Origin of the sequence: Roseibium alexandrii DFL-11, assembly GCF_000158095.2 — a bacterium.
GTDB classification, from domain to species: domain Bacteria; phylum Pseudomonadota; class Alphaproteobacteria; order Rhizobiales; family Stappiaceae; genus Roseibium; species Roseibium alexandrii.
Window position 1 is genome coordinate 2,575,203 of the sequence record NZ_CM011002.1, and the last position, 14,455, is coordinate 2,589,657.

Consider the following 14,455-nt stretch of genomic DNA (forward strand, 5'->3'; position numbering starts at 1 on the left):
TAATTGCCCCCCAAAATCGCAATATGGGTATCTCCTTAACTCTGTACTCCGTCGCTTAAGCTTAAAATTAAGCCGAAACGATAAGGTCCAGACTTTAAATTTAAATCTTAGCGTGGCCGTCCTGCCGTATCAGACTGGGCTCAGGACCCATCAATTCTGACCCGACTGAAAGGTGTCAACCGGCACATGCCTTGGGCGGACAAGCGGACTTCTCCTGTAACCCGACATGTTCTGTCAGCGATACCGCCCCGATGGGGAAAAAGGTCAAAATTGCGAGCGTTTGTTGATTTTGCGGCGAATGGTGGCTTTGAGCCTATCCAAGACGTTTTGTGCGGTGCGCTGCGCTCGAAAATCGGGCGGTAAGAGGTCGTCTATTGCAGTATGAACCAATGGCAGCAATGGGGCCGAAAACGCCTACTGCAAGTCTCTGCAAGGCTTTCAGACTTGTACATTCAAGACCGACTGACTCCCGTGGGGCGATTCCAGACCCTGTTTTGGGCCCTTGGAACCGTCCATAGACCGCATCCGATCCAAACCCGTCTTTTGGCATCTTTTGCACCCACGCTCGGATAGCGTTTCTTGTTTCGTGCCGGGCTTGTTTTTAGTGGCTGGAAAAACAGCTGGATGCCGTTGCGTCGAGGGTGGTTGCTTTTGGCTTGGCATTCAGCTTATCGCTGTCGAGTTCAATCCATAGCTCACGCCATTCGGATACCGTGTGGAAAACAGGGCTCTACTCTGTTGACGGCCCGACTCGTCTTTCAACGGTTTACTAAGGACAAAATGACGGTGTTGGGGCCTGGCATCCTCAAACGATAGTGTTTCGGCTCATCGTCTCGAACCAGCCTCACTCAGCGGCCGGATAGGACGAGAAGACCTCAAACGATCCATCCCGCAGGACTAATAGGACATCGTAGGCTTCCCGTTCTGTCTCTGGCCCCATTCCCGGTGATCCGTAGGGCATTCCTGGGACGGACAGGCCGACAGCATCCGGGCGGTCGGCTATCAGGCGCCGTACGTCGCGGGCCGGTACGTGGCCTTCAACAACATACCCATCGATGAGCGCGGTGTAACAGCTCGCAAGTTGGGTTAGAATTCCGCGCGTGAACTTTTCCCTTGCCAGAAGGCCCGGCGGAATGTCCTCGGCCGTGACGGAAAACCCCTCCGATCGCATGATATCAATCCAGGCGGTGCAGCAGCCGCAGCCGCGTGCCTTGAGGACATGGATTGCGGGGGCGCCGGTCGCGTTTGCAAAGCTTGGTGTGGCAACGCAAAGAGAGACCGCGCCTTTTAGCAGAGCCCGTCTGTCGATTGTCATCATATTTCTCCCTGCCAGTTGATCGCCTAATCTGACGGTTTTTCATCCGGTTTTGCAAACGCGGCGGGTTAGAGATTTCGGGTCAAAAGGCCAGCCGCACCCACCAGGGCAACTCAATCAAAAAGATGAGTCCCGCAAGAAACACGGCCGCCAAGATGGCGAGGCCGGATAGGATGGCGATGGTTTCCAGGGCCATCTCAGAAAAAACAGATGTCTGAACGGATGGTTTTTTTGCAGCGGGCCAGTTCGCCTCGTGATCATCCCCCGCGGTGCGAGCTGTTGCCAAACTGTTGGGCGACATGTTTGGAGCATGGGCCGCAGTTTTCCGGAGAGCAGGTTGTTCTGAAACGGATCTGCACTCCGGTGGTATGCAAGACAAGGTTGTTGAAGAGCCACCAAATGCCGGCAGCGACTGGGTCCACCTGGACCAGACACTCAGCGTCAGTGCCAGGATGATCAGCACACCGGTTGCCTCGAAATATAGGGGCGGGCCGTGCGGGCCGCTCAGGGCCTTCGGAAAGAGACCCGGCCCGATCGCTGTCACCAGAGTAAAGACATAGGTGCCCAAAGCGGCCAGTCCAATCCCATACCTGAAGACCCGGGCGGGCCAAATCCCTTCAGGACAGTGGTCGAAGAAAGCCCGCCAAATGATCCAAACGGCAATGGGTGTCAGGACAACCAGTTCTGCCCAGTGGAGCAAAGCCGGTCCGAGTGCATCGACGAGCATCGACCCCACCAGGTCGCCCAGGCCGAGCAGAACAGCCCCAGTGAGGATCGCAATTTTCCATCCCGGGTCATTGGCAGTCTCATGCCTTCGCATATCGTTACAGATGCGGTTCACCGGTTTTGTTCCCATCTCGTCTGCCATAGGCAATACTTCTCAATTCGGCGTGCGGTCTAGGTCGGGGAAGTGATCGTGGTGACGGTCGCTGTCACCAAGAAGATTGAGATAACCAACACTGCCTCCAGGCGGATGGATGTTTTCAATCGATGCTGAGCCTGCGGATCACCGGCCAGCAGCGCGGGCGTGAGGCGCAACTTGTTCAATGCTGCAAACGCAATCACCGCGGCGAACAAGGCGAGCTTTATCAAAAACAACTGGCCATAAGGGGCTGTAACAGCCTGCGCTGTCGTAACCCCAAACAGCCCCAATAGTGTTCCGCCTGCGATCACGAGCAGTCCCACACTCCACAAGGCCTTCTTGCCAAACTCTTCCGCAAGCGCGCCGGTCGTCCGTGAGGCGTTTCTGTTCGCCGAGCGGAGCAATGGCCCAAACACGCCAAGCCAAAATGCCAGGCAAATCATATGAAGGGTGATCAGTCCGCCGAGCAGAAGACGCGGTTCCTCCAGCGTATGTCCCCGAAAGGCAAAAGACAGGCAAGCAACAAGGGCTCCACAAAGAGCGACTGCAAGACCGAAGCGGGACTTGAAGGATATGCCAAGGATCAAAGCAAGACCAAAGAGCCGCACGAGCACGCTGCCGCCGAGGGGACTGTCTGCGATCAGCCCAAGCATCATGGGATCAAACGCGCCGTTCAGCGTGCCGCCAATAAGGAAACTGGCGCGGAGCGGGATCCGCAACACTGTCGCCACCGCGGCAATCAGAGCCATCAAGCCTGCGACGCGTGCGAGGTATTTCCGGTCATCTTCGGTCAAGGACCGCAGCACGGCAGATACGAGGACGCTGCCGGCTGCCAACAGCGTGGTTGCCGATGCCAGTGTCTTTGCGGCGATTGAGGTCAGGATCTGGGCGTCCATGGCTGCCAGCACTGCGAGCATGACCCGTCAGTTCCCGACCGAAAACGTGAAGGATCCATCCATTGCGTGCCCGTCTTCGGCCAAACCCCGCCAATTTACAGTGTAGGACCCATCGGGGAGCGCAGCCGGAACGGCCTGAAAGGTCTTCGATGGTGCCATGTTGTCGGTGCGGGTGACCGGGTAGTTGGTGCCGTCCTTGCCGGTCACCTGGATCAGCGTGATGCGCATCGGCGCATCAAAGGTCATCACGATGGCTTCCGGCGGCTGCGCGACGGTGGATCCATCGGCGGGGCTTGTCGTCTCCTTGGAGGAGTGCGCAAGGGCCGATGTGGCAACTGCTGTCCCAAAGGCTGCTGCCAGCGCCAGACGTTTAAACTTGGTCATCATGTCGTTTCCTCGTCTCATTCATCCGTTTTATGCGATTAACAGGGGGATTTGCCGATCCCCAATGGGGTCCGACCCTTTCGGCAACGGACGGTGGTTCAGAGCTTCCGGGCACGATGGCCGCGATCCGGTACCTTCCGGTCTCGCCCAATGTCAGCATGAGGGTGACGGATGCCCCGACCCGGAGCCCGGTCACACCCTCGGCATAGGGCGCAAGCGGAAGGTCCATGGTCATGGCCGGCCAACCAATCCGGTCATTGGCTTCATGGCTGACATTTAAGACACCTTCGGACATGGCATTGATCACGCCCTCAAGATGGAAAGCGCCAACAATCTGCGCGCCCGCATTTTGCAGGCTTTCATGGTCCATTTCGTAAGAGGCCTTAGGCGTATCAAACACGGCATATGCGGGAGTGAGCGTTGAAAGTATCAGCAGACCGGCAAAAGCCGTCGAGGCGTTGATGGGGGACGATTTCATTTTGATGAGACTTCTTCTTTTGTGCGGTCACTCTAAGGAGGTGGCGCGCCGCAGCCCGGCGGCACAGTCCGGGCTGCAGTGCTTCTGCAAGATGGTTAGTTCGGCATGATTGCGCTGATTGCGTAAAGGCCATCATCGCCTTTCACCAGCATCAAGGTGACGCTGTCTCCGGCGGCGAAATCGCCCATCATCTGGGCGCTTTCCGTAAGCGGCAGATCCATGGTCATGGCCGGCCAACCAATTTCCGGGATCGGGTCGTGCGTCACGTTCGCGGTCCCGTCGCCAATTGAGTTGACGACCGCCTGGGTGTGTACGGCGCCTTCCATCTGATCGGCGTTCATGGGCATATCGGAGTGATCCATACCCGAGTGATTTGCACCATGTTTGGAATCGGCAAAGGTCACGGGTGCGGTGCTGACCGCCAAAAAGCCGGCGAGTGCGAGGGTTTTGATCAGGTTCATGGAGTTTCCTTTCTCTGCTTTGACATTTGATCGAAGAGTTATTCTGCCGGCACGGCTGTGCCGGTTTCCGGTGCGCTTGCCGCAAGCTCACGATTGACGCGGCCGAGAGCGAGACGCTTCCAGATCACGAAAATTGCGGGAATAACGAAGAGTGTGAGGAGCGTGGCTGTTGCCATCCCCCCCACCATGGGGGCCGCGATCCGTTGCATGATCTCCGAGCCCGTCCCATCGCCATACATGATCGGGATGAGGCCGGCGAAGATCGTTGCAACGGTCATGACCTTTGGCCGGACCCGCAAAAGCGCGCCTTCAAAGACGACATCCTCGACATCCTGCGTCGTCATCGTCCGGCCTTCCGCTTTTACCGCCGTCTTGCGCTTGTCCCAGGCAAGGTTGAGATAGAGCAGCATGACGATTGCCGTTTCCACGGCGACACCTGCAAGAGCGATGAAACCAACGATGACTGCGACCGACATGTCGAAATCAAGGTGCCAGAGGAACCAGACGCCGCCTGCCAGTGCGACGGGGAGAGCCGCCAGGATAATCCCGACCTCGATCACCCGGTTGAACGCCATGAACAACATCAAGGTGATGATAAGGAGGGTGGCCGGAGCCACCAGTTTGAGACGCTCCTGCATGCGCTGGATGTATTCATACTGGCCGGACCAGGCGATGGAATAGCCGGGCGGCAGTTGCACGTTGTTGGCCACCACCTGCCGGGCCTCGGCGACATAGCCGCCGAGGTCCCGTCCAGCGATATCGATGAACACAAAGCCGGTCCTGCGGGCGTTTTCCGAGCGGATCATACCCGGACCATCAACGACCTTGATCTCCGCAAGGGCGCCGAGCGGAATATGTGCGCCCGACGGCGTGACCACTGGCAGGTCTCTCAAACGTTCCGGACTGTTGCGCCAGTCCTGGGGGTAGCGCAGGTTGATCGGAAACCGTTCCATCCCTTCAACGGATTCGGACACCTGCATGCCGCCAATGGCGGTCTGCACCACGTCCTGAATATCGCGCACGCTCATCATGAAACGGGCCGCCGCATCGCGGTTGACATCAATCTCGATAAACCGCCCCCCAACCGGGCGTTCCGCATAAGCGGAGGCGGTTCCTTGGATGCCTGCAACGGCCGTTTCGATCTCAATGCCGATCTGCTCGATGACCTTGAGGTCCGCGCCCGTGATCTTGACGCCAACCGGCGTCTTGATACCGGTGGCCAGCATGTCGATCCGGTTCTTGATCGGCTGAATCCAGACATTGGTGACACCGGGGATCTGAACCGCCTTGTCCAGTTCATTCCGGATGCCGTCCATGGTCATGCCGGGCCGCCACTCGGATTGCGGTTTCAACTGAATGGTCGTCTCGATCATGGTCAGTGGGGCTGGATCTGTCGCGGTCTCCGCGCGGCCCAGTTTGCCGTGGACGGTCAGAACCTCCGGCACCGTCGCGATCAAACGATCCGACTGCTGAAGGACTTCCCGGGCTTTGCCGATGGACACGCCGGGATAGAGGGTCGGCATGTAGAGGAAATCGCCTTCGTTGAGTTCCGGCATGAACTCGGTGCCGATCCGCTGCAAGGGCCACCACATCGAAGCCACAAGAGCTGCTGCGAGAAAGGTTGTCGCCCAGGGCCAGGCGACGGCCGCATCCAGAAACGGCCGGTACAGCCAGATCACGATCCGGTTCAAAGGGTTCCTGCTTTCGGGAAGGATCCGGCCGCGCACAAAATACCCCATTAAAACGGGAACGAGGGTGATCGACAGGATTGCCGCGGCCGCCATGGCGTAGGTTTTTGTAAACGCCAGCGGCTTGAACAGCCGTCCTTCCTGGCTTTCCAGAACGAAAACCGGCAGAAAACTAACCGTGATGATCGCGAGGGAAAAGAAAAGGGCGGGTCCGACTTCCGAAGCGCATTCGCCAACGATCCGCCAGCGGTTTTCATTGGTCAGTTTCTCGTTTTCAAGCCGCCGGTGCATCGCCTCGATCATGACGATGGCCGCATCCACCATCGCCCCGATGGCGATCGCAATGCCACCAAGCGACATGATGTTCGCATTCACACCTTGCAGCTTCATGATGATGAAGGCTGCCGCAATGCCGAGCGGGAGGGAGACAAGAATGACCAGCGACGACCTCAGATGCAGCAAAAAGGCGGCACAGACCAGAACGACGACGATGAACTCTTCCGTCAGTTTTTTCTGAAGGTTGTCGATCGCCCGTTCGATCACGCCGGACCGGTCATAGGTTGTCACGATCTCAACGCCCTCCGGTAGGCTGCCGCGCAGCTCGCCGATCCGGGCCTCAACCGCCTTGATCGTCGCCAGTGCATTGCCGCCCCAGCGTAGAATCACGACTCCCCCAACCGCATCGCCTTCGCCGCCGAATTCGCCGACACCCCGGCGCATTTCCGGACCGAGGCGGATTTCGGCAACATCGCCGAGGGTCAGGGCGGCGCCCCGGTCGTTGACCATCAAGGGCGCTTTCGCGAGATCCTGCAATTCATCGACATAGCCTGTGGAGCGGACCATGAACTCCGCTTCACCCATTTCGATCACGCTGCCACCCGTTTCCCGGTTGGCCGCCTGGATCGCGCCGCGGATCTGGGCCAGGGTAATATCGTAGGCTCTGAGTTTGTTCGGATCGACCACGACCTGGTACTGCTTGACCATGCCGCCAATGGTGGCGACCTCAGATACGCCGTTGACGGTCTGCAGTTCGTATTTCAAGAACCAGTCCTGAAGCGCCCTGAGCTGCGACAGGTCATGATTTCCAGTTCGATCAATCAACGCATACTGGTATATCCAACCGACACCGGTCGCATCGGGTCCGAGCTGCGGTGAGACGCCGTCCGGCAAGCTCGCGGTGATTTGGCCGAGATATTCCAGGACCCGGGTTCTGGCCCAGTACAGATCAGTCCCATCTTCAAACACGATGTAGACATAGCTGTCGCCAAAAAAGGAAAACCCGCGCACATCGCTGGCGCCGGGGACAGCAAGCATCGCGGTCGCCAGCGGAAAGGTTATCTGGTCCTCGACCACCTGCGGGGCCTGGCCCGGATAAGGTGTGCGGACGATCACCTGGACATCAGACAAGTCCGGGATGGCATCAACGGGCGTTTCGCGAACGGCCCAGACCCCCGCGACGGCAATCATGGCGGCAATCGCCAGCATGATAATCCGGTTCGCGATGGAGGCGCGAATGATGGCGGCAATCATTACATGGCCTCCTCAAAACGCGTTCCAATCAACGTCATGGAAAAGTCCGGATTGCGCCGCAGCAGCAGAGTGACCTCGCGGCTCAACGGCAGATCGGTTGGCGAAAGCGCCGGATCGAGCGTGAAATCCATCGTCATGCCCGGCATGCCTATGTCCGTCATCGGGCCGTGCGTGATGTTGGCTGTCCCGGCGTCCGTGTCGACCGCGTTGATGGTGCCGCGCACTTCCATGGGCGGGGAGACCGGGTCCGCTTTTGCAAGGACCATGGTCATGCTGTCCGGCCGGTCAAAGGTCAGGGTTGTCTCGGTCCCAAGCGGTAACGTTTCCAGATCAAGCGCCGGATCCATGTCGAAGGCCATGGTCATGCCCGGCATTCCTATTTCCGCAATGGGGCCATGGGTAATGGTGGCCTTTCCCGCGTCCGGATCGATGGCGTCGATCTTGCCGGAAACGACAATCGGGGGGGCGGCGTTGGAGGTCTCCGTTTCCACCTCATCGTTTGTCCCGGATATCTTGGCACCCCCGGCTTCACGAACAGCGACCACAGAAAACATCCCGCCGTCATCCTTGGAGAGGTCAAATTCGACCGGCACGTCCAGAGGAACCGTCGCGGGATCCAGATCAGCAACCTCGAGATCCATTTTCATCGCAGGCCATCCAAGCTCCGGTATCGGTCCGTGATCGAGGGTCAGTTTGCCGTCCGCCGTTACCGCCAGAACCGTGCCTGTGCCGGTTGCCGCGATCCCGTCGTCACTGCCCAACTGCGTGAGCCCGAGAAGGCCGTCCGCGCCCCGGACCGCCCGGAACGCGACCGACTGCCCGCCGGTCAACCGATCAAGAGACATGCCGGCTTGAACGGGAAAGGTGGAGGTCATCGCCGGCCAATCGAGGCTTTCCAATGCGTCGTGGCGAATGGTGGCCATGCGGGTCGCACGATTGAGCGCGATCAGCTCACCCGTTCCGCGGGCCGGATCCTCATCTGTTGGGGCCATGCGCATCAAACCGGCGCTGAGTGCGCTTTCGCTGTCGATCAGGAACTGGGCGGAGGCCACCACTTCCTCTCCGGGCGCCAGCCCCTGAACGATTTCGGTGCGTCCTCCGTCTCCAAAATCGTCGCGCAAGCCCGTCGTGATCAAACGCGGTTTGAAGGTCCCTTCCGCTACCTTTATGATGACGCGTTCCGCAGCCCCGGTCCGGATCACGGCTTCTGTCGGAACGGTTACCGCTGTCCGTGTTTCCTGCGGAATCAGCGTGACATTGCCGAACATGTTGGGGCGCAGCTGGCCGTCGGAATTGTCGAACCGAAGGCGAACGGGCAGTGTCCGCGTTTTCGCATCCAGTTCCGGGTAGATGTAGTCGATAGCACCTTCGAAGGTTTGGCCGGGCAGATGCTCGAAGCGGGCAATGGCCCGCATGTCTTTTGAAAGCCGGGCAATGTCACGTTCAAACACATCGACAATCAGCCAAACCTCGGTCAGATCGGTGATCGACATCGCCTGGGTTCCAGGTTGCAGGAACATGCCGTCTGCGGCGTTCAGCGCAATCACCACGCCATCGCGTGGCGCAACAACCTGAATACTGCGCGCAACCTCACCGGTTCGTTCGATTTCGGCAATTTGGAGCTCCGAAGCTCCGTGACTGCGCAACTTGTTGCGGGCGGCCTCCAAGGACAGGCCGTTGCCGTTTGCCAAAGATCGAAGAAAGTCAAAACTCGCAACGCCGAACTCCGGAGAGAACAGTTCGAAGAGAATCTCGCCCTTTTTCACCTGGTCGCCGACGGCACGCACGTTCAGGGTTTCGATCCAGCCATCAACCCTCGTGTGGACATGGCTGGTGAGGTGTTCGTCATATCCGACAAACCCCACCGTTTCGATTTTCTGCGAGATCTCGCCAACCCGCGCTAGAGCGGTTCGCACACCAATCGCATTGATTTCGGTGGCTGACAGCTGGACTTCGGCGGGGTCGCCGGACGGTTCCTGACCCGCATAAACGGGGATGAGGTCCATGCCCATAGGGGATTTGCCAGGGCCCGGCTGGCGGAAGTTCGGATCCATTGGGGCAACCCAATAGAGGATGTCGTTTTCGCCGGACGCAAGATCGCCGGCGGGATTTAGATAAAGTCGCTCAAGAAACACCCCACCGGCCGTGCCTGCAGCAAGGGCCAGGATGCTGAGCGCGGCATAGCGTCCACGCATGATAACCTCTGAGTTGCCGCCGGCAGGGTGCCGAAGGCCTGATCAACAACAAGCGCTTGCGGAATTTCCGCAAGATGGTGTCTTCAGAGGAGGCGTGGAGGCCGTTTTGGGAGAGAGGTGTCTGCAACTCGAAGCGAGTCGGGCGGAGACTGGGCAAAGTCTGCCGATGACATTGCCGTAGTCAGCCCGTCAACGCCGCCGGCAAGCGTATACCCGCCGCACAGTGCTCCGCCGCAGCACCGGTCAATGTCAGAAGGGTCATGCTGGGCGTGATCGTTTGCGCCGGAGGTCGCGCCGTGATGCCCCATCGCCTCACACGGCATCGCCGCGCTTGACACGGAGGCTTCAGACGCATCTGCGATTTGGTGCGGCATGGGCAGACCGGCGACCACAGCAATAACCAACGCCAAAAACAGCGTTGCTACAAGTCTGCTGAGCTGGTGCATTCGTCCGGTCATCGGCTGCGATATAATTGATTGCCGGTGAAAAGCAAGAGTTCAAGTCTTGAAAACTGTCGCGTTGCCGCCAATACGCTCGAAGGCTTGGGCAAGCCGCCCCTTCACGCCAACAATAAACTTCCGATGACTAGTCTTGTGGCGCACCTGAAGTCTTACCAAAATTCGCGGCAGTTACTCTGGGAAGCTTGCTCAATATTTTGAGCTGCCAGGACTACCTTCTATCGAGGAAAAAATATCCATTGCCGCCTATTTCAAGAGTTCTCTGCGTCCAATTAATCAACGTTTGTTTACGGATATAGGATCAAGTTCTGTAGCAGACGGTTAGTGGGCGTTCGCTGGGACGGTATCCCATGGCAAGCTCAGGGTCGGCAATGAGCAGGCACTTTTTGGGCGGAATTCGGTCGTTCGCTGCAGAGAGAACGAACGATTAGTTCTGATATACATCAATGCCAACGGTGCCTACTCCACGCGATCCTCACATCACTCCAGAAGACTGCGGCAGGAAAGGAGATTATGGTGTCAATCCGATTTCAAACAATCAATATTCTGCTCTGCGCCTTGGTCTGCCTAGCGGACTCTGCGATCGCTGACGACAGGCCAAACATCCTGTTGGTCATGGCTGATGATCTCGGATGGACGGACATCGGCCCCTACGGTGGAGAGATCGAGACACCAAATCTAGAGGCTCTGGCGGCGGAAGGTATACTTTTCACGGACTTCCATGCCTCGGTCTCCTGCTCTCCGACCCGCGCGATGCTCATGTCTGGCAATGACAACCATATCGCGGGGTTGGGAACAATGGGCGAAATCCTAGCCCCCAACCAGGTTGGGCAACCTGGCTACGAAGGACATCTGAATAACCGCGTGGCTTCCATGGCCGAAGTTCTCGGCGCCGCCGGTTACCACACCTACATGGCTGGCAAATGGCATCTAGGCCATTCAGAGGGGACACTTCCGTTCGACCGCGGGTTTGATAGTACATTCACGCTGCTTGTCGGTGGCGCCAGCCACTGGGGCGATCGGTTGGGCATCTTGCCGATGGACGATCCCGCGCTCTATGCTGAGAACGGCAAATTAATCGAGACACTTCCCGAAGATTTCTATTCCAGCCAAACTTATGTCGACCTGTTGATCGAAGCAATTAGGAGCAATCACGGAGACGGCGTTCCCTTCTTCGGCTACCTCGCCTTTACCGCCCCTCATGATCCACTGCAGGTGCCGGAGCCATGGCTCTCGAAATACTCTGGTCGCTACGACCGCGGATACGAGGCTCTAAGAGAGGAACGCTGGTCGAGCGCGAAAGCGCTCGGTCTTGTACCAGAGAACGCGCCGCCGCCAAACTTCCTGTCAATGATCGAACCATGGAACAAACTCAGCCAGGAAGATCGCACGACGGAGGCGCGGGGGATGGAAATCTACGCCGGTATGGTCGATGCGATGGATTATCACTTCGGCCGGGTTGTGGATTTCCTTGGAGATATCGGGGAACTTGAAAACACCATAATCGTATTCCTCTCCGACAACGGCTCGAACCCCTTCTACTCAGCGGATTACCCTGATGCTGACGATCCCGAATTTGTATCGAAATTCGACCATAGTTTCCAAAACCTCGGTCATCCCGGATCGAATTACGCCTACGGCCCCGGCTTCGCCAGCGCATCGAGTGGCCCTATTGATCGGTTCAAGCTAACGGTCGGAGAAGGTGGCATTCGAGTTCCGCTGATCTTATCTGGACCCGGTATTCCAGAAGGTGCGAAGGCCCATGCCTTCGCTTATGTCTGGGACATCCTGCCGACGCTATTGGATCTCACAGGCGTAGAATATCCAGACAGCATAGACGGCCGTCCCATCCTACCCCTGCGTGGACGTACGATGAAGCCATTGCTTAACGGATCTTCTAAGGTTCTCTATCAGCCTGACGAGTTTGTCGGTGGGGAAATGAATGGCGATAAGTGGATGCGGCAGGGCGGTTACAAGGCAATGCTGGTTACCCCGCCCTACGGTGACGGGGTATGGCGGCTCTACAACGTGGTTGAGGACCCTGGAGAAACACGCGACCTTGCAGTGGAGATGCCCGATCTGCTCGAAAAGCTTAGGGCGGCATGGGATGACTATGCCGAAGAGGTCGGAGTAGTCGCAGCCGAGTAGTCAAAAAGGCAAGACTTTTCAATATTGACGCTTAGCTGCTCCCGGTCATTCGCCGCAACCAGAATGAATGCCCGCTTTGGGCCGGTTTCAACCAAGTCATGTTCGGGCCGTTATTAAATGTCTTGTGGCGCTTTTTGTATGCTTGAGCGTTCAATTGTCTTGAACGTTGAGGCGGGATGGAGCGGTCAGGGAGACTGCTATGTCTTGCGCAAATCTACCTATGATCATTCCGGCCCGGAAGACGTGGAACAAAGGCCGACTGTTAGGTCAGAAACGTCCGCTGTTGCCAAAACACGTTTGGGCTATTCGAGTACGATTGGAGTTGGCAGGAGCCGTTCGCGATCTGGCACTGTTTAATCTAGCCATCGATAGCAAGCTGAGAGGCTGCGACCTAGTGTGTCTCCGGGTTGCGGATGTTTTCGCTGCGGGTGCAGTCAAAGAACGGGTGTCGATTGTACAAAGGAAAACTAAGACACCTGTCCGGTTTGAAGTCTGCGATGGAACCCGGAAATCCCTTCTGCAATGGATCTCACACCCGATGATGATCGGGCATGAGTATCTGTGGCCCGGCCGATTTCATGACCGTCTCCATATCTCGACTCGGCAATATGCGCGTCTCTTAAAACACTGGGTGAAATCGATCGGATTGGAACCCAGTGCTTATGGCACCCATTCCATGCGCAGGACCAAAGTTGCACAAATCTATAAAAAGACAGGCAACTTGCGGGCAGTCCAATTACTTCTTGGCCATACGAAGATGGACAGTACGGTTCGCTACCTCGGTGTTGATCTGGAAGACGCACTGTCGATCTCGGAGAGTGTCGAGATCTAACTACAAGGGCCGGCGTAGGTCGGCCCCAACCTAAAGTCCATCGAAACAGAAAGGGCCGTTCAGAAGCAAAATCGGCCCTAAGCCGACCTTGCTAGCTATCAAACTGAATGTCTGCATGCATAACAGTGCAGGAAGTACGCTGGCTGTTGGCGTGACAAGCAGCGGTAAGTCGGCCAAGATCACACACGAAAGCTGACGGTTGGAGGGTATGTATTGACCGCGCTCGTTGAAACAGATTGGCTGGCTGAGCACACAGCCGATCCAAATGTGTGTGTGATCGAAATCGATTGGGATGGCCTCACTGACTACGAGGCTGGCCATATTCCCGGGTGTCTTGGCTGGCATTGGAAATCGATACTCTGGGACCCGTTTGAAAGAGAGTTTCCGACAGACAAAGAATGGGCTCAACGTCTGGGCGACGCTGGAATAAGCCAGGATACAACCGTTGTTCTCTACGGGGCGCCCGTCCAATTCGGAACCTACGCCTGGTGGGTGTTCAAGCTTTTTGGTCATACCGATGTTCGAATCTTGAACGGAGGCAAAGTGAAATGGGTGAACGAAGGTCGCCCGCTTAGCACTGATATGCCTATTGGCACCCCGGTAGCGTATGGGTCTCCAAAAAGAAACGAAAGTGCGCGCGTTGGTCGACAGAAGGTCCTCGAGAGCATCGATAATCCGAATTGCGTCATTTTGGATCATCGCAGCGGGGAAGAATACCTGGGACAGCGCGTGGGCTTGCCCGGCAAACCGGACGTGGGAGCTGAAAGATACGGCCGCATACCCGGTGCCCGTCATGTTCCCTTTGACGCTCTGATAAACGAAGACACATCATTCAAATCTGCGGACGAGCTTCAAAAGATCATAGGCACCCATGTCACCAGCAAAGACATGCCGGTAATTTCCTATTGTCGGCTGGCCCATAGGGCGACGCTCGCGAGCTTTGCCATGACCGAGTTGCTCGGATATTCAAATGTGCGCGTTTATGACGGCTCTTGGACGGAATGGGGCAGTATGGTTGGCGTTCCTATCGAACGTTAGATTTCCCGTAAATTCTGTCAAAAACGACCCAAAGCGGTCATTTTCACGGCCTTTGGTCACTGTCCGTTGTCGTTCCCCGGCACACGCATTGTACGACGGCCGGAGCGGCTAATTTTCCAGCTGTTGATCCAACAGTGTCGCGGGAGCCCCGGAAGTGACTTGTCAAATTA

General features: G+C 57.3%; 12 protein-coding genes. 3 read left to right on the forward strand and 9 right to left on the reverse strand.

Features of this window, described 5'->3' with window-relative positions; all coding sequences use genetic code 11:
* Positions 1–844: 844 nt before the first annotated feature.
* The 9 genes from SADFL11_RS11970 to SADFL11_RS12010 form a co-directional block, all read right to left on the reverse strand.
* The gene (locus SADFL11_RS11970; RefSeq protein WP_040453005.1) at positions 845–1,315 is read right to left on the reverse strand and encodes a DUF411 domain-containing protein; all 471 of its coding nucleotides are present in this window, start codon (positions 1,313–1,315) and stop codon (positions 845–847) included.
* 82 nt (positions 1,316–1,397) lie between these two features.
* Positions 1,398–2,183, reverse strand: a complete 786-nt coding sequence (locus SADFL11_RS11975) for a hypothetical protein (RefSeq protein WP_040451633.1) — start codon at positions 2,181–2,183, stop codon at positions 1,398–1,400.
* A gap of 29 nt (positions 2,184–2,212) precedes the next feature.
* Positions 2,213–3,094, reverse strand: coding sequence for a copper resistance D family protein (locus tag SADFL11_RS11980; protein WP_008196802.1), 882 nt, complete (start codon positions 3,092–3,094; stop codon positions 2,213–2,215).
* Positions 3,095–3,100: 6 nt separating this feature from the next.
* Positions 3,101–3,460 carry a copper resistance CopC family protein gene (locus tag SADFL11_RS11985; RefSeq protein WP_008193481.1) on the reverse strand — a complete coding sequence of 120 codons (360 nt, stop codon included), beginning with the start codon at positions 3,458–3,460 and terminating at the stop codon, positions 3,101–3,103.
* On the reverse strand, positions 3,444–3,935 hold the full coding sequence (locus SADFL11_RS11990; RefSeq protein WP_008195796.1) for a copper-binding protein: 492 nt from the start codon (positions 3,933–3,935) through the stop codon (positions 3,444–3,446). Before SADFL11_RS11990 ends, SADFL11_RS11985 begins: the two co-directional genes overlap by 17 nt.
* 95 nt (positions 3,936–4,030) lie before the next feature.
* Positions 4,031–4,396, reverse strand: coding sequence for a copper-binding protein (locus SADFL11_RS11995; protein WP_008191541.1), 366 nt, complete (start codon positions 4,394–4,396; stop codon positions 4,031–4,033).
* A 38-nt stretch (positions 4,397–4,434) separates the two neighbouring features.
* Positions 4,435–7,614: an efflux RND transporter permease subunit gene (locus SADFL11_RS12000; RefSeq protein ID WP_008191732.1), complete on the reverse strand. Its 3,180-nt coding sequence runs from the start codon at positions 7,612–7,614 to the stop codon at positions 4,435–4,437.
* A complete protein-coding gene (locus SADFL11_RS12005; RefSeq protein WP_008193750.1) occupies positions 7,614–9,809 on the reverse strand; it encodes an efflux RND transporter periplasmic adaptor subunit in 2,196 nt (731 codons plus the stop codon). Before SADFL11_RS12005 ends, SADFL11_RS12000 begins: the two co-directional genes overlap by 1 nt.
* An 83-nt stretch (positions 9,810–9,892) precedes the next feature.
* Complete coding sequence (locus tag SADFL11_RS12010) at positions 9,893–10,255, reverse strand: hypothetical protein (protein WP_134853009.1); 363 nt, start codon at positions 10,253–10,255, stop codon at positions 9,893–9,895.
* 525 nt (positions 10,256–10,780) lie between these two features.
* On the opposite strand from SADFL11_RS12010, the gene SADFL11_RS12015 reads away from it, so the two are divergent.
* The 3 genes from SADFL11_RS12015 (at position 10,781) to SADFL11_RS12025 (ending at position 14,285) form a co-directional block, all read left to right on the forward strand.
* The gene (locus tag SADFL11_RS12015) at positions 10,781–12,415 is read left to right on the forward strand and encodes an arylsulfatase (RefSeq protein WP_008195332.1); all 1,635 of its coding nucleotides are present in this window, start codon (positions 10,781–10,783) and stop codon (positions 12,413–12,415) included.
* Between the two features lie 199 nt (positions 12,416–12,614).
* A complete protein-coding gene (locus SADFL11_RS12020; RefSeq protein WP_040453001.1) occupies positions 12,615–13,247 on the forward strand; it encodes a tyrosine-type recombinase/integrase in 633 nt (210 codons plus the stop codon).
* Between the two features lie 213 nt (positions 13,248–13,460).
* Positions 13,461–14,285 (forward strand): sulfurtransferase, encoded by an 825-nt coding sequence (locus tag SADFL11_RS12025; RefSeq protein WP_008190300.1) that lies wholly within the window; start codon positions 13,461–13,463, stop codon positions 14,283–14,285.
* The last annotated feature ends 170 nt before the right edge of the window (positions 14,286–14,455 follow it).